The sequence below is a fragment of the Streptomyces sp. NPDC044044 genome (assembly GCF_056434405.1).
Genome location: NZ_JBWKFG010000001.1, coordinates 1150671 through 1171015 on the forward strand (window position 1 = coordinate 1150671; position 20345 = coordinate 1171015).

Annotated in this window: 16 protein-coding genes and 2 pseudogenes; 10 read left to right on the plus strand and 8 right to left on the minus strand. The window is 66.5% G+C overall.

Translation table 11 applies throughout. The annotated features are described in order from the left end of the window. Positions 1-786: 786 nt before the first annotated feature. Positions 787-1704: a cupin domain-containing protein gene (locus AC07AG_RS05630; protein WP_478752076.1), complete on the minus strand. Its 918-nt coding sequence runs from the start codon at positions 1702-1704 to the stop codon at positions 787-789. Between the two features lie 70 nt (positions 1705-1774). After that, a complete protein-coding gene (locus AC07AG_RS05635; RefSeq protein ID WP_478752077.1) occupies positions 1775-2683 on the minus strand; it encodes a zinc-binding dehydrogenase in 909 nt (302 codons plus the stop codon). Positions 2684-4139: 1456 nt separating this feature from the next. On the opposite strand from AC07AG_RS05635, the gene AC07AG_RS05640 reads away from it, so the two are divergent. The 4 genes and pseudogenes from AC07AG_RS05640 (at position 4140) to AC07AG_RS05655 (ending at position 7623) form a co-directional block, all read left to right on the plus strand. Further along, entirely contained in the window at positions 4140-5141 is a 1002-nt protein-coding gene (locus AC07AG_RS05640) for a hypothetical protein (protein WP_478752079.1), read from the plus strand. Between the two features lie 184 nt (positions 5142-5325). Further along, positions 5326-5877, plus strand: a complete 552-nt coding sequence (locus AC07AG_RS05645) for a hypothetical protein (RefSeq protein WP_478752081.1) — start codon at positions 5326-5328, stop codon at positions 5875-5877. 379 nt (positions 5878-6256) lie between these two features. Further along, positions 6257-6997 (plus strand): annotated as a pseudogene (locus AC07AG_RS05650) (IS5 family transposase); the annotation flags it as partial. A 458-nt stretch (positions 6998-7455) separates the two neighbouring features. Next, positions 7456-7623: a hypothetical protein gene (locus AC07AG_RS05655; protein ID WP_478752083.1), complete on the plus strand. Its 168-nt coding sequence runs from the start codon at positions 7456-7458 to the stop codon at positions 7621-7623. Between the two features lie 131 nt (positions 7624-7754). On the opposite strand, the gene AC07AG_RS05660 is transcribed toward AC07AG_RS05655, so the two are convergent. Both AC07AG_RS05660 and AC07AG_RS05665 read right to left on the minus strand, forming a co-directional pair. Beyond that, a complete protein-coding gene (locus AC07AG_RS05660; protein ID WP_478752085.1) occupies positions 7755-8021 on the minus strand; it encodes a hypothetical protein in 267 nt (88 codons plus the stop codon). Between the two features lie 125 nt (positions 8022-8146). After that, entirely contained in the window at positions 8147-8821 is a 675-nt protein-coding gene (locus AC07AG_RS05665) for an HNH endonuclease family protein (RefSeq protein WP_478752087.1), read from the minus strand. 135 nt (positions 8822-8956) lie between these two features. On the opposite strand from AC07AG_RS05665, the gene AC07AG_RS05670 reads away from it, so the two are divergent. The 4 genes from AC07AG_RS05670 (at position 8957) to AC07AG_RS05685 (ending at position 11020) form a co-directional block, all read left to right on the plus strand. Then, positions 8957-9196: a hypothetical protein gene (locus AC07AG_RS05670; protein ID WP_478752089.1), complete on the plus strand. Its 240-nt coding sequence runs from the start codon at positions 8957-8959 to the stop codon at positions 9194-9196. Positions 9197-9253: 57 nt separating this feature from the next. Beyond that, entirely contained in the window at positions 9254-10132 is an 879-nt protein-coding gene (locus AC07AG_RS05675) for a TRADD-N-associated membrane domain-containing protein (RefSeq protein WP_478752091.1), read from the plus strand. A gap of 18 nt (positions 10133-10150) precedes the next feature. Continuing rightward, positions 10151-10654: a DUF6233 domain-containing protein gene (locus AC07AG_RS05680; RefSeq protein ID WP_478752093.1), complete on the plus strand. Its 504-nt coding sequence runs from the start codon at positions 10151-10153 to the stop codon at positions 10652-10654. Between the two features lie 153 nt (positions 10655-10807). Next, a complete protein-coding gene (locus AC07AG_RS05685; protein ID WP_478752095.1) occupies positions 10808-11020 on the plus strand; it encodes a hypothetical protein in 213 nt (70 codons plus the stop codon). A gap of 285 nt (positions 11021-11305) precedes the next feature. Here AC07AG_RS05685 and AC07AG_RS05690 read toward each other — a convergent pair whose 3' ends face one another. Then, positions 11306-11539, minus strand: coding sequence for a hypothetical protein (locus tag AC07AG_RS05690; protein WP_478752096.1), 234 nt, complete (start codon positions 11537-11539; stop codon positions 11306-11308). A gap of 199 nt (positions 11540-11738) precedes the next feature. Between AC07AG_RS05690 and AC07AG_RS05695 the strand changes: the two are divergent. After that, positions 11739-12080: pseudogene (locus tag AC07AG_RS05695) on the plus strand (MMPL family transporter); the annotation flags it as partial. A gap of 816 nt (positions 12081-12896) precedes the next feature. On the opposite strand, the gene AC07AG_RS05700 reads toward AC07AG_RS05695, so the two are convergent. The 3 genes from AC07AG_RS05700 to AC07AG_RS05710 all read right to left on the minus strand — a co-directional run bounded on the left by AC07AG_RS05700 (position 12897) and on the right by AC07AG_RS05710 (position 17708). After that, entirely contained in the window at positions 12897-14999 is a 2103-nt protein-coding gene (locus tag AC07AG_RS05700; RefSeq protein WP_478752098.1) for a hypothetical protein, read from the minus strand. A 31-nt stretch (positions 15000-15030) separates the two neighbouring features. Then, positions 15031-16770, minus strand: coding sequence for a hypothetical protein (locus AC07AG_RS05705; RefSeq protein WP_478752099.1), 1740 nt, complete (start codon positions 16768-16770; stop codon positions 15031-15033). A 227-nt stretch (positions 16771-16997) separates the two neighbouring features. Beyond that, complete coding sequence (locus tag AC07AG_RS05710; RefSeq protein ID WP_478752100.1) at positions 16998-17708, minus strand: hypothetical protein; 711 nt, start codon at positions 17706-17708, stop codon at positions 16998-17000. 1238 nt (positions 17709-18946) lie between these two features. Between AC07AG_RS05710 and AC07AG_RS05715 the strand changes: the two genes are divergently transcribed. After that, positions 18947-19180 carry a GIY-YIG nuclease family protein gene (locus AC07AG_RS05715; protein ID WP_478752101.1) on the plus strand — a complete coding sequence of 78 codons (234 nt, stop codon included), beginning with the start codon at positions 18947-18949 and terminating at the stop codon, positions 19178-19180. Positions 19181-20345: the final 1165 nt, after the last annotated feature.

Here is a 20345-nt window from a genome sequence, read left to right on the forward strand (position 1 = left end):
CAGAGAGAAATTCAACTGGCATGACCCGGACCGTAGGGCAGCTGAACAGCGGAAACAGGGCGAGTCATCGAACCGGAGTCAAGATCGGCTAGATGTCGCTACTGACCGTTCGGATCCTCCTACCGACGCCAAGGGGGCAGGTGTGCGGCAAGAATGGTCGCCACGGGGCAGTGCAGCGGTATCAGCTCTCGTCCGCCGCCTCACCCATGTGGTCAATGCATGATTCGTCGCCCTCGGTACACGTCGGTACCCGGACTTCGTTCTCGTCGATGTCTGCGTGAACGTGGTGACCCCACTCGTAACCAGACCCGGGAGGGGGAGGGGGGGCTGCCAGGACCTGAACAGCGGTCCGGTCAGCGTGAGTCGCAGGGCTGAGCTCTGACAGAGGCAGAACAGCCGCCACGACACCTGCGGCCACCACAGCCGCCTTCGCAGAGTTGGTGGCGGCGAGGGCGCCCCAGCGTCGAATAGTCATGATCGCATCCAATACCTGGATCGCAACGAAACCGGGTCCGCCGCGCCGCAGCGGCGCCCGTCGACAGTTGCCTCTAGGAGTGGATCGCCGCTTTGCGGCGGGTGTCTGAGCTGGGACACCGGGCCGCCGTGGAGTGACAAGCAGCTCTCTGTAGCGATCTGCACCTAAAATCAGCCTTTGCCGGGTCCGCTGCTGGGTTGCTTTACGAGAACACGGTCGAGTACGAGAACCGGGTCAGCGCCCTCGCACCCTGACCATGATCGTTCTCAGTGCCAACCGCTGTGCCGATGTCCCGACCGGTCGAGGTCGGGTCACTTGCGAAGTCGAGAACGATATTCGCCCGGGGCTGTGCCTCGGGCACGTCTGAAGGCACGGCTGAAAGCGTGCGGAGAGCCGTATCCGACCGCGTCGGAGATCGATTCGACCGGCTCATCGGTATCGCGGAGCCGGACCGACGCCAGGTCGATGCGCCACTGCATCACGTACGCGCCCGGCGTCTGTCCGAGGGCGGACCGGAAACGCCTGGACAGCGTCGCTCGGGAGACGCTCGCAGCGGCGGCCAGGGTCTCCGTGGTCCAGGGATGTTCCGGTTGGGCGTGGACGCATGCCAGAGCGTCGCGCACGACCGGATCACGCATCGCTCCCAGCCATGAGCCGGACTCCTCCTGCGGGTGGCGGGCCAGCCAGGCGCGTACGAACTGGACGAGCAGAAGGTCGACGATGCTGTTGATGGCGGCGGTGGTGCCGATCTGCGGCTGTGCGAGCTCGGCAGCGAGAAGTTCGACGGTCCTTCTGAGCTGCGCGTTCTCCCGGGCTGTGACATGCATTGGCCGGGCGAGGGAGGTAAGCACCGGTGTGCGTACCTCCGGGTCCTGCTCGTAGCGCAGGACCATCACTTCCGTCTGCACCGGCGCCGAGCCCAGCCGCAGGGCCTGGCCATCGGCAAAAGACCGGGCCGCTGCCTCGCGGTTGCAGGAACCCATCGTCATGCCGGCGCCGCTGGCTATCCCGTGTGCGGTGCCCAGCGGCACCAGGACGGCGTCTCCGGCCTGCACCTGAAGAGGTTTCTCGCCCGTGGCGTGCAGCCACATGGTGCCGCGGGACACCACGTGCAGTGCCGCTCCTGGAGAGGAGTCCAGCCGCAGGCCCCAGGTTCCTCCGGCCTTCAGCACGACCCCGAGCCCTCCACGCGCACCCGAAACGCGCAAGACCTCCGCCAGCACATCCATGGGTCCATCCTCCTCCACCGCCGCGAACCGCCCACCGGCGGGCGAGGCGCATGTGTCCTCGTCCACTGCGTCAGGCCACGTCAAGAACCGCCTTTCCGTGCACCTTCCGCGCGAACAGCGCCTGGACGGCGTCGTCCACGCCCTGCCAGTCGCCTCGCAGTCCGACCGGCGCCGAGAGCCTCCCGGCGGCCATGAGGCCCAACAGGTCCGTCAGCTCCCCGCCGGTCGGCGCCATGTCCCCGTAGGTGGCGATGCTGCGGGGTTCGCCGAAGCCGAACAAGGCCCCTGCCGGGAAGGTGGTTTCCTGCCCCGAGGAGTAACCGACCAGGTGGATGGTGCCGCCCTCGGCGAGCGAACTCCACGCCTGGGCCACTAGTGTTCCGCCGACCGTGTCCAGGACGAGGTCGAACCTGTCCCCGGTCCCGGCCAGGTCGGTCAAAACGTTGTCGGCGCCGAGTTCACGGAGTCCGGCGGCCCGCTCCGGCGAACCGACGAGTGCCGTCACCCGGGCGCCCGCCAGCGCCGCCAGCTGGACGGCGAAGTGCCCCACGCCCCCGCTGGCGCCGGTGACCAGAACGTTGCGCGCCAGCAGGGAACGTGTGCGCAGCACCCGGAATGGGGTGACTCCGGCGATTCCCAGCGCGGCGGCGTCGGCCAGGTCCACGCCCTCGGGGACGGCGCCGAGTGAGGCGGGGCTGACTGCCACCCGCTCCGCCCACGCGTGGGGAGCCATTCCCACTGCGACGCGTGTACCTACGGGCGGCCCCGAGCCGTCGGACGCGGCGCGCACCACGATGCCGGCCGCGTCGTGACCGTGCACAGCGCCGGCCGGCCACTGGTGCACGTAATTCAGCTCTCCGAAGTTGAGACCGATGTGCCGTATCTCCACCAACGCTTCGCCGGTGGACGGTACGGGCTCATCGACATCGTCGAACCGGACGGGGCCGGCCTCACTGTGATCGACCACAAGGGCGCGCATAAGGGGTGTGCTTCCTAGTCTCGTGGGTGCGCCTGAACACTCGGCGCAGCAGCAGATCGAGTGCGCACATGCCGCACTGCCGCCTTCTTGGAACCCTCGCGCAGGACCGGGACAGTGACCAGACCCGTGAGAATCAATCAGTTGACGATGTGTGTCAGTGCGACTCGCGACGCGTCGAGCCCTGTCCCGTCCGGTGGATGACGCCGTGAGGCCACCGGCACGCCCGGCAATGTAATGATCTTGAGGCGCTAGCGCTTGCTTCGGGCGGCGGAGTCGCGTTGGGCGACGTGCCGGGCGACCGCGTCGGCGCCGGGACGGGCGTTCGGCCAGAGAGGGGACGGAGGTGTGGCAGGGGTGCGCAGGGAGCCGTCCCGCCGCAGTGCGGCAGGACCTCCGCGATCTGCCAACTCGTCCTTTCAGGCGCCGCTCTCGGCTACCGCGACTGAGCCCCCGGCTGGCCCCTGCGCGATTCCACGGCTTCATCGGGGTGTAGGCCGGTCATCTACCTGAGCTGGCTATGAGCGAGCTTGTTCAGCGTTGCTCTTCCGACATGGGGAAGCACCGACGCGGCAGTGGTGCGGCGCGACGGCTTATGGCTTGGACTCTCGGCGGCATGAGAAGTGTTCAGGTAGTCCTTCCGGGCCTGGGAGACTTGCGGGTTGGCCGCAGAAGCGGCATGGCGGAATTGGTTGCCCTTGCGCGTCCACCGACACTTCTATGGCTTCGGCTTCCTTTGGGCGGGATTCGAACACGGTCGAGCGGCTGCCGCGCTTCTGTTTCGGTTCTGCCCGTGCTTCGGAAGCTGAGCGGTCCTCAGCGCACTTGTCGTGGCGATCGCCCTGGCGTATGGGGGACGGACGCTCCTTGTCGTCCAGGGCTGGTCCGTTCGCTTCCAGGTACTGCTGCCACTGCTGTGCGGGGAGCCAGCCGTGGTGGCCGTTCCGTCGGAATGGGACCCGCTCCCCGGCACATGCAGTTGAGGAGCTGACAACATCGAACGGCGCAGACGGCCAACGTCCGGATGGTTCACCGGACTGCTCCGCGGCGTCCGGTGCCCGCTCCATGGGCAGCAGTGCCGCGTCCCCGCGTGCCCTACCTCGATAGTAGAAAACGCATCTTATGAGTCCATAAGTTGATGCAAAGTAGTGGGAATCTGGGCAACTGCGAAAGATGGGTGACTCCTACTCATAGCGACAGATGTGGTTTTCTCTTGAAGTGCATACGCATGGCAGTCCTGGCTGCCGTCTCGATGGCCACCCCGACGCTGTTGGCTGCTGCACCCGCGGCGGCGGCAGAGGTCAGCCCGCCGGCCCTCTCCATACCGGAGCCTGCTCCGGAGCCCGGGAACCCGGAGCCCCCGACAGGGGAAAGAGGGCCGGCGGCCGGGGATCCGGCCGGCCCCGGTGCCGCGGCATCGCCCCAGGCCCCTGCGGCACCCGAGGCAGGAACCAGCGCGGTGGCGCCCCCGTCCGCGGCTCCTGCCGAAACGACGGCGGGCGCTGCCGGGTCGGTGGAGACCGGCGCGCCCACCGCGCAGCCCGAAGGCCCCGGCACTGTGGAGACGGCCGCAGGAGAGGAGACGGGCAGCGGCACCGGGCTGTCCTCCCCCGCCACCGCCCCGGACGGCACCATCGAGCCCGTCACCTCGGCCCGGCCTGCCGCCAGGCCCGCTGGGGAGTCCGACAACGTCCCAGCCGATGCTGGGGAGTTGGGCGCGGCGGCACTGAGCACTACGTTGCACGGTCTGCCCAGCAAGGTCGTGCCCGGCTCCGGCTGGAAGAATTTCACCTTCCGCGCGATCAATTCCTCTGCCCAGGCGATTAGGTCGGTCGAGGTCTACACCCAATTGGCGGCCATCGATCACCGTGGTCGCGACAGGTGGCACCTGCTGACCCTGCAGTGGTACGACGAGGACGCTGGTGTCTGGAAGACGGTCGATCCGGACCTCAGTTACCTCACCACGCTCGCCGGGTTGGCGCCCGGCGAGCACACCGACATCAAGTTGCGGATGAAGGTCGATGGCGGCATGCCGATAGGTGACGGCTACGCCCAGGCGCTCGGCAGATATCTCGACGAGGACGACACCCGCAGCGTGTCGGTGGCGATGGGCTACGACTTCGACATCGTGGTCGAGGAGAGCGAGCCGCCGGTCACGGGCGAGCTCGGCAGCAAGCCGCAGGCCCCGGGCAACAAACGAACTCCGCAGGGCGACTTGATGCAGCTTTCGGTCACCGGCGACTCCGTAGCCGCCGGCACCAAGAGCGGCCCCGCCGGCCCGGCTACCGGGCAGCTCGACGCAGACGACGGTTCCGCCGGCCGGGCCGGCACGGGTGCCACCTTGGCCGAGACCGGCGGCGCTGCTGCCTCCGGCTGGATGGTCGGGGTCGGCAGTGCCTCGATCGCCCTGGGCGCAGCGCTGGCCGCCGTCGCCCGCAGGCGTCACCGTGACACCGTCTGACCGGCGACTGACGTAGGGGACCGGGAGGGACAGGTTCACGGCCAGTCCCTCCCGGCAGCCAGGGCCTTTGACGGACCTGCTGTTGAGGGTGAGGCCCCACACGGGGTCCGGCTCGCACTACCGCGCAGCGGAATGCGGATGGCTGGCGCGTGGGGGCAGGAATCTTGAATGAAGGACTGAGCATATGTTTGACCGGTGGGGCGTGTGGGATGTGCTTGCAGACAGCGGGCGGCGGCGTTGGTCACTCGAACCGTTCGTGAGTGTGGGGCCGCTGCGATTTGGGATGCGGCCTGAGAAGGTCACTGCAGCGCTGGGCGGCATCGCGCGGACCCCCCAGCGCCACACACGTGCGGCACTGTCACCGCATCGGTACGGCACGGTCAAGGGGGAGTGCTGGGGGCTGGGGCTGACGCTCTACTACGGCCTGGATGAGCGACTGCGGGGAATATCGGTCGACGCTCTGAAGGGACCTCAGTTCTACGCGGACGGCGTCCCGTTGGTCGGCCGCACGCCGTCGGAGCTCGAGCAGTGGATCGTCGACCGTGCCGGAATCCGCGAACCCTTCTCCGAACTGTTCTACGTGAACCTTGGTGAACCTGGATCACGAAGCCTGGGCGTGGTGATCGGCGTCCAGCGGGCAGGTGACCGCCTGCTCACCCGACCAGTGTTCCTCCCCGCAGACGCCATGGACGCACCAGTGAGCTTCCTGCCACCCGAGGCGTGGACAACCCACTGACCAGAACCCATCCTTGCCCCCTGCCGAGGTCCCGGCGCAGCTGTGTGACAGAGGCGTGAGCGCCGTGTCTACGCAGAGCCCAGTGTCTACGGAGTCCTCCAGCGGGGCGGATGTGCGAGACCAACAGAGGTTCGAAGATGGGCTCGTAGAGGTCGTTTTCCTCTGTAGTGCGGTGATATTGACTTGTTTGTGCTGGGCAATTGGTTGGTGCTGGTGGGGCTGTCGGTCTGGCTGTGTATGCCGGGCCGGATGGTGTGGCGTCTGAGGCAGCGGACGTCTTGCGCCTGTCTCATTCCAGGACGCCCTGGTCTGGGCCGTGCTTCAGCGAGGCCGGACACACGCCTGGGCGCACGCCCCCACTCCGCGGTATCCCCAGGTCATGACTGACCGTCGTGCGTATCCGAGCGATCTGTCCGATGCCCGCTGGGAGTTGATCGAGCCGGTGCTGTCCGCCTGGCGCTTTGAGCGCCGCGGCCGGGCCCTGGACTTCGGCCGACCGCCCCAGCACGGCCTGCGCGAGATCATGAACGCGATCCTGTATGTGGACCGCACCGGCTGTCAGTGGGCCTATCTCCCGCACGATTTCCCGCCTTGGTAGTCGGTCTACGGCTACTTCGCCAAGTGGCAGAAGGACGGCGTCTTCGCCCAGCTCAACGGTCTGCTGCGGGAGTTGGTGCGCCAACAGGAAGGGCGTGACAGGCACCCGTCGGCCTGCGTGATCGACGCGCAGAGCGTGAAGACCTCCACCTCCGTGCCCGCCACCAGCCAGGGCATCGACGCGGGCAAGAAGATCGTGGGCCGCAAGCGCAGCATCATCACCGACACACTCGGGCTGCTGCTGGCGGTGCTGGTCACCGCGGCGAGCGTGCAGGACTCCACGGCCGGCCGCACGCTCCTGGAGCAGGCCGCCGCCGACCACCCTGGCTTGCGCAAGGTGTGGGTCGACGGCGGGTACCGCAAGCACTTCATCGACCACGCCGCCACCCTCGGCATGGACCTTGAAATCGTCCAACGCATCCCCGGGGCCAGGGGTTTCATCCCGATCCCCAAACGGTGGACGGTCGAGCGGACCTACGGCTGGCTGATGCTCCACCGCCGTCTGGGCCGGAAGCTGCGCACTCGGAGGTACTGCTGGCTACTACGGTGCGGACATCCTCACCTATGGCTAGCACGTAACTGGGAACCTGAGATCTGGACTATGAGCCCAACAGTGCCGGGCCGGGGGACTACCTTCCGGCCCGGCTGCCATCACAAAGGTACGAGAGGGAAGCGGCACTATGGAGCGGAAGAGTGCGCCGATAGGTGATGCTGTAACGAAGACGCGAAGGTTTTCCATAGTTGCGCTTGTTGGAGGAATCTGCGCGTGTATTGCGGGAGCAGTCACCGGCGATACAGTTCCGATCGTACTCGGGGTGATTGCCGTAGCATCCGGGCTGGTGCTAGCAGTGCTTTCCTTTCTCGCTCATCGGAAGAGTCACTCCTGAAATCTGGGCTCACTGCCGCTGTGGCCTGTCGGCCACGTCAACTGCCGGTGTTGACACGGGCTTTAACCGGGAGCCCGGGGGCACACTCAATTCCATGACCCGTGACGGAATGGTGCACTACTACCTCACCGATGCCCTCGGCTCCGTCGTCGCCACCGCGGACCTGGGTCAGGACTGCCCCGACCTCGTGGGCGCCGGACTGTTCCCTGGACCTGTCCCAGGCCAACTCCGGCAGGCCCCAGAGGGCTTGCTCGGTCCATGACGGGCGAATGTACAACTCGCCCCACAGCAGCGCTGGGCTCTCCGCAGCCCTGATACCGGCGAGGAGTGAACGCAGTGCGGGCCGCCGCCCGGTCAGGGTGGCGGCCCGCCCCCACTCTGTCTGCCCGTGGGCTAGCTGTTCCCGCGGCGTTTCTTCCGCGGCAGCGCTCGGCCACCTGGCTGTTCCTGCTCCTCGGTGTCGGTCGGGTCACTCCCAACGCCGCTCTCAATGCCGTTCTTGGAGCCGCTCGGGGAACCGCTTTTGCTGCTGCCGTTGGAGTCGGGGGCCGGGCCCTTCGCGTACGTGACCGGGGTCTTCGCCTTCCGCGGCAGCGCCGGGCCGGCCACCTGCCTGGGCGAGGGACCGCTCTGGTCAGGTTCCGGATTCTCCTTAGCCATGGTGGGCTCCTTTCACCGCGATGGATAAAGCGATCAAGCTTTTCCCGCACCCACGCGTCCCCAACCGCACTACCGCCAGCCCTCACCCGGGCACGGGCGGTGGGGCTCAGCGTCGTGCGGCCGGGTTACCGGGCGAGCTGCACCCTGACCGGGGTGTTCGGGCAGCGGGTGGAGTTTTCGGCCAGGGCGGCCTCCTCGTTCGGGTCGATGGCGAGCTTCCAGCGGGTCTTGATGGCGACCCACTGCGCCACGTACTGGCAGCGGTTGCCTTCGGCCGGCGGCATCCAGGTCGAGGGGTCCTTGTCGGCCTTGCTGCGGTTGGATTTCGCCGTGACGGCGATCAGAGCTCGCTCGTCGCCGAGGTCGTTGGCGTATGCCTGGCGCTCTGCCGCAGTCCAGTCCTTGGCGCCGGAGTCCCAGGCCTCGGCTAGGGGGATGCGGTGGTCGATGTCGAGACCGGACGGCCCGTCGATGTACTGATCGTCGTACTCGGAGTACCAACGGCCTCCAGTGAGCTTGCACTTCGTACCCTGCTCGGGCTCGGTGAGTGCTTCGGCGAGCAGGACTTCGTTGCGGGTCGAGCAGCTGTCCTTGTCCTCGTCCACCCAGTGCTTGAAGCTCGTGCGTTCGTAGCCGGCGCGGTCCTCGTCCTTGATGGTGAGGGCCTTGAGGGCAGCCTGGAGGGGTTGGGTGACGGTCTCCCCGGCTTCGGGCGCCTGGGTCGCGGCCTGGGCTGTGGTCGGGGTGGCGAGGGCTGCGATGGTGGCGAAGAGGATGGCTGTACGGGTGATGGCGGGCACGGGGCTCCTCGAAGATCGCGAACTGGTCGTGATCTTCGTAGCGAGCCGGGGCAGGTCGACGTGCCGTGTATGGCGTTCGTGTCACCCGCATGGGCGGTAAGTCGTATCGGCGCGAGCCGAGTCTAAGATCCGCTCGTGGCAGACATCACCGATGAACTGATCTTGCTGGAACGATCCTCCGAGGAAGCTCGGGCAGGACTCGCAGGCCTCGACGGTGAGGAGTATGCGGCGCAGTGGCGCCGCTGGGCAGAAGCGGCCGAGGCGTTCCAGACGGCCGTGACGGTGCACGCCACGGAGACGGGGCAGCCGCGGCATGTGGTCGAGATGGCTGCGAAGAAGGCTGTACTGCACGCGGACGAGGACCCGGTCGAGTAACCGGTTCGCGCGCCAAAGCCGAGACAGCGTTGGGTCCGAGTAGCCATGCTGTGAGGCATGGGGATCGATCCGAGGTGGGTACGCGAGGTAGGCCAACGAGCGGGCAGCCGTCTGGCCAACCTGCTCTACCTCTACGGGGTGCCAACCTTCATCGGTCTCTTCTGCTTCTTCGCTGGAGGCGCGGCGGCTGACAGCCTGATCTCCAACCCAAAACTGCCGGGGCCTATCGGCGCCGCATCAGGGTTTCTAGCGGCCTGGGCTGTCGTGGCAGTGCGGACGTGGTGGCACTCAGTTCCGGCGGAGGAATCCGAAGCGCGAGTTCGCGTGCGCGAGGCTGAGCAGGAGGTAGAGGAGGCGTTGCGGGAGAGGCTAGAAGGGACGAAGGCCACCTCCCCTGGGGATCTGGCGCCGTCGCCGACTCAAGGCGTTGACGACGTGCGTCCCCGCACCGGCGACATTTCCTATTCCTCCCAGATGGCGCTACCTGCGTTGTGGGCGCTCACACATACGCGGCTTGATCACTACCACCAAACCGCCCTGGGGCAGGCGCGTCGTTCGTTCCGCAACGCGCAGGTGGCAATGGCTCTGGGGTTCCTGCTCCTGGTGGGATTCGTGCTGGTAGCGATTAGTGCGAGCACCACCGCGGGCTCAGTGGTGGCGGGTGCTTTGGGTGCGGTTGCTGCGGCCCTGTCCGGCTACGTGAGTCGGACTTTCGTGCGTTCACAGGAGGCCGCGGCATCCCACCTGCGCGCCTACTTTGATCAGCCATTGGAGTTCGCTCGCTATTTGGCCGCGGAGCGCGTCGCTATGCAAAGCGGGCTGAGTGCTGAACAGAGGGCGGAGGTGCTGACGGCGATGGTTCAAGCGATGGTGGCCGGCCCTTCGGCCCCGGTGCCGCCGGGGGTCGATCCTGCACGTGGGTCCAATGGCGCTTGATCTGCCAAGCCTCAGGCCGTGACCAGTGATCCGAAATCCGCCAGACTCGAACATGTGACCGATCACGCTCCGCTTACCCGCCTCGGCCTGCGATGCGTGCAGGAGCGGGACCTCGCGCGCACCGACGAGTGGATCGCCGCCGAGGAGCATCGTGAGGCCGAGCGGATCCGCGGCGAGCAAGTCCGACCGCCGGCCCCGGACTGGCTGATCGAGCAGGGCATCGGCCAGGGGCGACCACCGGTGTACGTACATGCGGGGCACTGCGACATGGCGGCCAAGCCGCCGCGCGCGAAAGGGATCATCGCGGACCAGGCGCGCCGGGCCCTGTATGAGGGGGTAGGCGACTGCTCGCACTGCCGACTCGACGCAGCACTCGGCGTGCTTGAGGGGCAGCCAAGTTCCCCGTGGCTACATGTGCTTGATCCACTGCCACTTCACTGCCACGGCGACAAAGGGAGCGAAGAGCATGGCGAGCAACCACAACCAGGCGCTGAGCGGCGAGTACACGTAGTACTGCCATGAGTCAGGCAGGGCAGAGGGCGCGAGGAACGACACGATTAGAGCGGTCCACGTCACCGTCACGACAAAGATCAAGCGCGCCGCGATCATCACGCCAGCAGTATTGCAGGGGCTCTCTGCCGGGGTGCGTGCAGGGTGCTGGCTCAATCTGGAGACATGAGTAGCGCACCCATAACCGTGCATCCGCCGTCCGGTACGGGTGGCCGACGGGTGACGGTGCGCGGGCAGATCCTGGGCCTCGCGCACTCCGATCGCGACATGCTCGAGTTCTTGAGCCGTGCCGGTCTGCCGGACGTGGAGGGGCTGCTCGATGACCCGGTGTGGGTGACGTGGCGGGGTGGGCGCGCGCACCACTACGAGGCGGCGTAGCCCGGACCTGCCGACTGACTCAGTTCAGCTATGCGCCGAGGGTGACTGCCACACCTGACCGTTAGGAAAGATCCAGTCTCGGGACTCAGGGCTCCAGTGCGCAGGGGTTGGATATGCCCGCCCTTCAAGGTGAACCATCGCGGTCCATCTCCCGTTCGTCCACAGGCTGGTGCTGAGAACGCCCCGCCGCGGAGAGGGGGCGGGGCGTGGTGCGCGTCCGTTGGGGGTCGGCTCAGTAATCGATCTGCCGCGAGTTGACCGGAGAGCGGGCCTCGCTCCGGGGGTTCAGAGCTGGGGCACGTCGAGCGGCGGTGCCGGGGCGGTGCCTTCGCTCCACATTTGCGTGTTGCTTTCGAAGACGTGTCCGATGTGGGAGGAGACGGCGTCCGACAGCCCGGAGACGGCTGAGTCCGCAGCCGGAGGGGCAGGCGGTGCGGGGTCGGCGTGGGCAGCGGAGGCGGCGGCAAGGGGCAGGGCGACGGCGGCGAGCGCGGTCCCGAGGAGAGTTCGAGTCTTCACATCAAGATCAACGAGGCGACCAGTAGCAGGTCACGCGTGTCTGAGACCGGCTCCGACGACCCGGACACGCCCCGCCTGCACCTGGAACCGGGGGAAGCGGCTGAGTCACTCTCTGGAGGGCCTGATGCGCGCCGCGCTCTCTGGTTGTTTCGCCCCGGTGACTGGCGCGGGGCCCCTATCTGTTTGGTCAAGCCGGGTGAGGATGGTCGGCATGATCGAGCACGAGCCGGGAGCCGCCGAAGCCGTCGTGTCTGGCTTCCGCCACAGTTCCCGGGTCGTGGGGGCTGCCGCGCTGATCATGATGGGGGTGTTCGCCGGGTTCATGACCGGCGGCGAGTCCATGGTCATGATGGTCGGCTTCGGTCTGGCCAGCGCCGTTCTGTTCGACGCGTTCGTAGTCCGGATGGCCTTCGTCCCCGCCGTGCTGGCCCTGCTCGGCAAGCGGGCCTGGTGGCTGCCGCGTCCGCTGGAGCGGCTGCTGCCACGCGTCGACGTCGAGGGTGAGGCCCTCGCCCGCCACACCGTCCCGCACTTACCAGCGCACCGACCGGACCGGCACCTTCCACACCCACTGGGCCCAAAACGACCGATCCGAAACCCAGTTCTCGTCCGCCACGCGCACCGCCGCTCAGGTGACAGCGATCTTCGAACGGTGCTCATGATCGCGGAGGGGTGATCGGGGATCTGCAGAGCCTAGAGGGCATGTGACGAAGTCCGACAAAGAGATCATGGAAATTCTCGCGGCGTACGACCTGACCGGGACGGTCTGGTCAGCGGCGACCTTGACCAGACACGAACAGAAGACGGTCAAGCGGTACGTCCAGGCCCGTGCCAGCGGGCGCAATCCCTATCAACGAGAGCCGCGGCCGAAGGTGCGGGTACTGGCTCTGGCCGCCTGGCCTGGGAGGTCGCCTCCGACAGCCTGAGCCCAGTCGGCTTGCTGCTTCCCTCAGTTGAGATTTCCTTCCCGTGCCCTGGGTGCGGCAGGGATCACGCGCACCCGCTGGGAGGGCTTCGAGTAGCGCGCCTTCTCTCACCCCTCGGTTCGTATCGAGGGAAGACGCATGTCCCTGTTCAGCAAGATCAAGAGCCTTCTCGGTCGCGGATCGTTCGCTCAGCCTCCCGTCAGCGGCCAGGGGGAGGCGATGCCTGTCAGTGAGCCTCCGGAGATCCCGCCGCACGGCAACGGCCGCAACGGGGATTCCAGGTTGAAGAACTCCATCGCGCGGGGTGCCGCCGAGGGGACCGTCCGGGAAACGGTGCGGAATTCTTCGAGGAGCTTCTCGGCGACTAGGGCTCGATGGTTCTGGGCGGCCCGCGCGGCGGGCCGCCCAGGTGAGTTCGTACGTCGGCAGAGTCACGAAAAATCGCTGGGGGTGAAGCGGTTCCCGGTGACAATGCCTGCGACCACGGCACGGTTGACGGAGGCGCCGGGCGGTTGGTGCGAGGTCACCCAGGCGAGTTCATCCACGCGCAGACTGCCGGCCTTGGTTTTCTCTGTCAGGTCGAGCACCAGCAGCTGCCCGAACGGGGCGTTGGTGTTGCTGTATTCAGCCGCCTGCGTCAGGTACTTCCCTTCCAGGTAGTCCCGATCGGTGTTCTGGTGATTCTTCTTGATCTCCGTCAGGTACTGGAGGGGTCCGAAGCTGACGAGGACGTCCGCTCGGCCGAGTGCCTGGTTGATGGGCTCGACCTGGACCAGAGCGCCAAGTTGTCCGGTGAGCAACCAGTAGAAGAAGTGTTGTTGGAGGTCGTTCTCCACGGGTACCGCATCGCCATCAGCCTTGTTGAAGCGGCGCCGGTAGTCGCGGATTCTGACCTTCTTGTTGTTGGTGTCGAAGCGGCCCTCGCCGAACGCGCTGGTGGAATCCAGATCAGCAGCCGCTTTGAGGAACAACAGGGTCTGTTCAACCAGGAGAGAGAACGTGCGCCGTGTCTCGCCGGTGAAGTCAGGGAAAGCGCTCAGCTCTTTCAGGAAGCGGTTGAGCAAGGGCACGATGACGGGATCGGAGTTGCGCAGCCGGGCGAGGTCTTCGGTGTGGGTGAGACCGTCGATCGCCACCAGGTCCTCATCGCTGATGCTGCGCGCGAGGGCGGAGGTGAAATCGATTCCGAGCTTTCTGACGGTGGTGGGAGCAAACCGGTGTGCACGCTCGACGTCGTTCTCGGAGGGGCCGCTTTCACCGGTGCCGTCTCCGGCAGGGGTGTGGGTTTCGCGGCTAGCCTGCGCCGTCGCCGAGGCGATACGGCGATCGATGTTCGCCACCAGGACGGCAGCCGTGGCGTGGTCGAAGCTGGTGCCGGGGTGTTGTTCCGGTGCTGAAGCGGCTCGACGCAGTTGAGCCAGGAGTGCCTGGCGTCGCACGAAGGAGTCTTCCAATGCCGGCTCGACCAACAGGGCGAGTCCGGAACCGTCTCGGCTTCCCAGGGGGCGCACCGTGCGGGCCGCGGTGTAGGCGCTCAGGACGTCGTCGAGGGCCGTCCACGGCTCCATCCAGACGTCGTCGTCCAGGAGTGCTGCGGCCCGCTGCAGGCGAAGGACGAGTCGCCCCCATGCCACCTCCGCCGCGAGTTGCGGCTGCAGCCACACGGGCTGGTGCATGCCCCAGTGCCCTGCGTCCCTCAGGTGCAGCGCCGTTTCCAGGCGCGCCGCCGCAGCGGTGACTGCCGCTGCGTCTTCGGCGGTGAAGGCGAGGACGGCGTCACAGACGGCAGCGTATGCCTGGGCATCGTGGCGGGCTTCCTCGGCGGCCTCGGCCGCGTTGAACCATGTTCGGGCGGTGGTGATGTGCTCACTGACCTTGTCCAGCGACTGCGCGGAGAGAGCGGACCGCAGGTGATCACAGCCGAGTTCCACGAAGGCATCGACGTCGCTGGCTTCATCGGTGGCCAGCTCTGCGAGCAGACCGCGCACGGTCTCGGTGATGAGCTGTTCGTCCTGGGACCAGCAGTCCAGCGCGAGACCGAGGATGCGTGGAAGACGCTCGAGGAAGTCTTCCGGGCTGTGCGTGTCCAGTTCTTCGAGGGTGCCCCACACTCTTATGGGGCTGACGACCTTGGACACCGCGAGCCGGACCGCTCCCTCCAGCCGCGCGGCCGCCAGGAGCGGCACGGATTGGACAGCCTCGTAGAGGCCGGTCAGGAGGGCCCCGTTAAGGGGCCTGGCTAGGGCCTTCGCCGTGTTCGTACTGCCGAGCAACGTCTCTAGAGCGGAGGTCAGATGCAGGACGCTGAGCTGCTGGGCGAAGCCGCCGGAGAACTGTTCTGCCGCCCGGTCCCATGCGCGATCGTCGTGGTCGAAGGCATGGGTGATCGCCTCAGCAAGCAGTGGTGCATAAGGCCCGGCCGCGACCTCTGCGACTTCACCGTGCACCACGCTCTCGGGCAGACCCACGGTTTCGAAGCTGATCGTCTGGCCTGAGCCCGCCAGATCGCTCAATCGGTCGGCGAGTTGCGTCATGGCTGACCTTCCTTCAGCGGTCGTCTCACCGTCACCACAAGGGTTTGCCTGCTGCGGCTTCCACGATGTGGTCGTCACGGAGCACGTCGTGGGCCAGCGTCGAGTCTGCCGTTGTGACCAGTACCTGTAGCTGAGATTCGGCGGCCAGGGACGACAGCTCGCCCAGCAGGGTGTGGGCATCCAGATCCTGGACTTCCTCGGCCTTGGGGCTGTCGATCAGGAGCAGCCCGGGATGCGTGGAGATCCCGTGCTTGGCTCCCACCCGCAGCAGTGCGATCACCACGGCGATGCGCAGTCGTAGGCGCTCACCCGCACTCTGCTTGCTGAACGTGTCCTTGACGCCGCCGTCCTTGATCACCCGCAGCTGAGCTGCACGGTTGATTTCCACTGATTCCAGGGAGGTGATGCCGAACCGGTGTCCGAGCTGCAGGATCTGCTCGTTGACCTCGTCGAAGAGAAGGGAGGCCGCGCTCTTGCTGTCGTCCTCGAGTACGCGGGTGCCAGCCCCAAGGACCTTGATGGTTGTTGCCTCGACAGGATCGTCCGTCACCGCCGGAAGCTGAGGGAACACCGAGAGCGCGCCCTCCAGGCGCAACACCGTTTCCTGCGCCAGGAGGCGCTCAGGCAGTTGTGTGACGGTGCGGGCGCTTCGCAGCCGGTCTTCCACGACCGCCAGGGAATTGGTGAGGCGGGTGAGGGTCGCCTCCGCTTCCTCCAGGGCCTCGTGTGCTTCGCTCTCCGCGCTGACGGACTCGGCCAGCCGCTGGCCGGCCTCGGCTGTGACCTCTTCAGGCATTTCGTCATCCCCCGCGACAGGCCGCGAACACACGGCGCACGCGTGGGCGTCCCGCTCATGGGACTTGCGGTCTTCAGCGATCTCCTGATCGCACCGAGGGCATGCCTTGGGGTCCAGGCCGTGAAAGAGCAGACGGGCCGTAGCGCTCTCGGTGACATCGTTGAGGATCTTGGCGTCCCGCTGCCGCTGCTTGCGGGCCCGGCGGTGCACTTGCATCAGCTCTTCCCAGGATTCCTGGGCGTTGGCGACCTGGCGGGCCAGTGCGGCGGCCTCTGCGGCAAGGCCGGCGAGCGACTCTTCTTCGTCCGCCGGACCGAGGGCCTCAAGTCGTGCGCGAGCCCTGCCCAGGTCGGCTACGACTTGTTCCCGCTCGGCCTGGCGTGCGCTGACTGCCTCTTCTGCCGCGGTTCGCCGGTTCTTGTAGGCGGTGCTGCGGACATCGAAGGCAGTTTTGACGCGGGTCAGGGTCGCTGCGGCCGGCAGATCCAGGAACACTTGCAGCAGCCGCCCCGGCAGACCGCCCATGATCTGGTCACCCAGGAGTGCCTTGTCCCCGCCTGCGGGCAGGTAGATCGATCCGTAGTACGAAGGCCAGCCGTGCGTCTGGGTACTGGTCTCGTTGAAGCTGTTGACCAGTGGCTGCAGATCGAGCCGGTCCATCATGAGGGCCTGGACCTGACTGGCGAAGCTGTCCGAGCTGTTGGCCCGGACAGCGGGCGTGATGTCGCGCGCCGGGTCAGGCGTTCGTGCAGACTCCAGAGCCTGGACGTCCGGGGAGATCAGAACGACGGCGGAAGTGATCTCCCCGTCAACGAGGTCGATCCGAAAGCCCATGGGCTGCCCGGCGACGACCACGTCGAGGTCCAACTCGCTGAGCCAGTGCCGCACTCCGGCCTGAAGGCCTCGCGGAGTACCTCGCAGGCACCAGGTGATCAGTTCCAGGACGCTGGTCTTGCCCTTCAGGTTCGCGGCCACCAGGGCAGTGAGCCCCGAGGCGAAGTGCAGGGTTGTGTCAAAGGGGCCTGGATCAAGGCTTCCTGTACGCACACCGGACACTCGCAGGCGATGCAGCCGTAGCCCTCGCGGCCGGGCCGGGGTGTTCACCAACGGAAGGCCGTAGGTATTGAAGACGTCTCGGACACTCTCGACGGTCTCACCCGAAGCAGTGGCGATCCTGGACTCCAGCGGAGTCTCGGCGTCCCTCACGATTCCCCCGCCCCCACGCTGTTCATCTCGGCCTGCGCTCGCAATCTGTCCAGTCGCTCCCGTGCGCGTACGCTCACGGAGCCGATCCTCGTGCCACGGGCCGTCTCGGCGTACTCCCGCTGCAGATACTGACGGGCCTTCAAGTCGCTGCCCCCCAGCCCGTCGGCGAGCGCGATGACCAAAGCGACTCTGTCTACGTAGTACGTGAATTCGGGCACGCTGCTGACGATGTCCTGCACGACCTGCCGACCGGCGTCCAGCAGGTAATAGTCGTGCTGACGGACACGGTTGACGGTGCCCCGGCGCCGGCGGACCACAAGGCCCGCACTGCGCAGGACAGCAAGTGCATCGTCGAGTGGTTCGTACGCACCAAAGTGATGGCGCAGCATGGGGTAGCGGCGGACTTCCGGTTCCTCGGAGTCCAGAATCCTGCTGGCCCATCGCAGAAGCCCCGGCTCCTGGCTGCTCTCGTAGTCGGTGAGAAGCTCATCAGCCAGGTAGTCCGGATTGCGTAGCCAAAAGTCCAGCTTCTGCAATCTCACCTGCGTCCGGACAACTCCCACCGCGCCCGCGAGTCCGGGGTCGGCGAGATCGGCTCCGGTCGGAATCTCGCTCGCCCCGTTGATCAGCAGCAGGATCCGTACGGCGTCCTGCTCCCGGCTCGTGACGGGGTCGTCGTCCTGCGATGCACCAGCCTCATCGTCCACCTGACCAAGATATCGGGCGTCGATCAATCAGGAAGGTCCTCGCGCCTTCTCGGACAGTTTCCCCATGTGGACCGCAACGAACGACTGCGCGAAGTGGGATTGGCGGGGCTCGAGTTGACCCGCCTCAGGTCGTTGATGGGTCTCGACCTGGGTATCCGTACGCCGGGGGAGGTGACGGTGTCCGTCGCCTCCGAGACCGCTGATCGGCTGGCCTTCTGGGGCGGCGGCTCTGTGCGGACCGCCTCGTGGAGTGGGGCGTTAGCTCTATGTCTGTGTCCAGCGACTTTCCAGTCCAGCGATGTCTGGCTGGTGGGATACTGCCCACTGCTGGGCGGTCGGTTGGGAGGGCCGGGGGTGGTCAGCACACCACCGGAGGACCGAGATCATGTGGTCGACGGCTCGCTCTGCTGATTCCTTTGAGTAGTCGACGAACTCGGCGGCGGTGGCCGTGCCCAGAGGGTGAGGCACCGTCTGCCTCGGGCGCTCTCTTGCGTGGGCTGCGGCATCCCGAAGACTGAAAAGCCATTTGAATTCGGTGACCCATGGGGTGTTCCTGGGGCCTGTTTCGAAGACGAGCTTCAGCGCCTCGCGGATCTTCCCCGGTCGTGGAGTGTCCATATCGACCCAGTTGTTTCGCACCGATTGGGGTACGGCCGTGGATCCGTAGAGAGCATCGAGGGCATGGGCTGAGGCCGCTACGGCGACCAGCGATGCGTCGAACTCCCGACGCATCCAGTGCGACATTTCCGCGCTGTCACTCGCCTGAAGCGCCGCACTGCGGGCACTACGTGCCGCTCGCGCGCGATCGACCGCGACGTCGGCCCAGATCAGCCAGAGATGGGTCGTTGTCTGAATGGAAGCGGATTCGGCCGTTGCGACGACCTCCGCCACCCCGGCATGTGCTTGCACGTCCTTCGTGCGGCACTCGCTGTGGTGGCATGGCGGCCCCTCGGGTGAGCACTGGTGGGCGTTCGCGTCTTGGTACTCATCTCCGCACGAGCCGCATTGAGTCACGAAATCACCATAGTGGGCGATTCAGTCGATTCACGGAACTCCGTTAGAGCCTGTTTCGCGAGCCCCATCTACTCGGATCTTAGGCAACACAGCCTGGACCCTTCCGCGAAGCCGAGAGTGAGGCAGGCCTGACGGCGAACTCGGGTTTGGAGACGTACGGCAAGCCGGAAACCACCTCCCGTGAGGGGCATGGGATGTCAGTGGGCCCCTCTACAGTCGCGGCCGTGACCTCGTCCACGCCGGGCGGCGACTCCTTTGTGTACGTGATCGGCTCTGCTGGATCGACCCGCGTCAAGATCGGCACCAGCGTCAGCCCTGGAAAGCGGCTGATGGAACTGCAGACAGGCAACCCCGACCGTCTCGAAGTGCTGTGGCACACGCCCGGTGGCCGCGAGCTGGAGGCGTCGATGAAGGCGCGGGCCACGTCGGAGAGACGGCGGTGGTGTGCGCGGGCGTAGCTGCGCAGGGCGGTGAACGCCTGTTCCATGTCGTTGCCCTGGCGCCCAGCACGCTGAGCTCGATCGACGTGCGGTTGCGCCTGGTGATGCGTATGCCGGGCACGTCGTGAACTCTTGCTCGGAAACGCAGGTGGGCAGCAGGTTGAACAGAATCTCGGCTGCTCGCTCTCCGCATGCAGAGCGATCCCGTCCGGCTGCGGGTGGACCCAGACGATGCCGAACGGGTAGCGCGTGTAGGCGTTGCGGAACCCCAGGAGGCCGAGCAGCACCCGCACCTCCAGGACCTGCTGCGCCGGTGAAACGGCGGCGGGAATCGGAGGGGTTCCGAGGATCCGAAAAGGAGACGCAGAAGGGGAAGGTTGGGGACCGGTTCGCCCGAGCGTGGAGAACAGGAGGGCCGAAGCGCCTCCGGGGAGCGGTGGTTAGCCGCAGCAGCAATGAACCGGACAGGAGCCTCGCGGTCCTTCTGGCCTGTGGCCTCGTTCACCCGGATGGGGAAGGTCTCTTGCGTCGCGGTCGTTCAGTCCGCGGCGCCGGCGCTTACGAGCCAGCCGCTTCGAGCACGGTCACAATCTCTTGCAGATCCAGAACATGCGCGAAGCAGCCGTGCCAGAGCTGCAGTTCTCATTGTGGTCTCGAACTTGCCGATCGTGGTCGCGTAGCCGTCGAACGGATGGTCACGGTGTCGCCATCGGTCGGCGACTCGGACGGTCATGACGGGGCGACGCCAGAGGTCTGTGATCGGTGCAGGCCCTTTGGCGAGGAGAGGCTGGCCCTGGGGGGGCTGGTGCTGTGGTGAGCCGGAGCGCATTGTCTGGGTTTTCACACTGGGGCGCAGGGAGGGTGGCGACCATTTATCAGACGAGGGCGATCGGAGCCGATCCAGACTGATCATAAATTGCCTTTAGTGTGCGAATGGTGTTCAGCACAGGAGCGAGGTAAAGGAATTTCGTACGCCGGTGCGTTCGCCTACCCGGAAGTGACTCACTCTGATGGCCGAGTGTGTGTGAGGGGCGCTAGTGTCACGCCGGAGAGGAGGCCCCGGTCTCAGGTTGGCACCATTGGCGACCAGGGCCCCTCCGTATTCTGGCCAGTCGTCAATTCCTTTGGAGGGGAAAATTGACTGAGCAAAATATCGTCCACGGAGCAGTGGTTGCCGGGACGC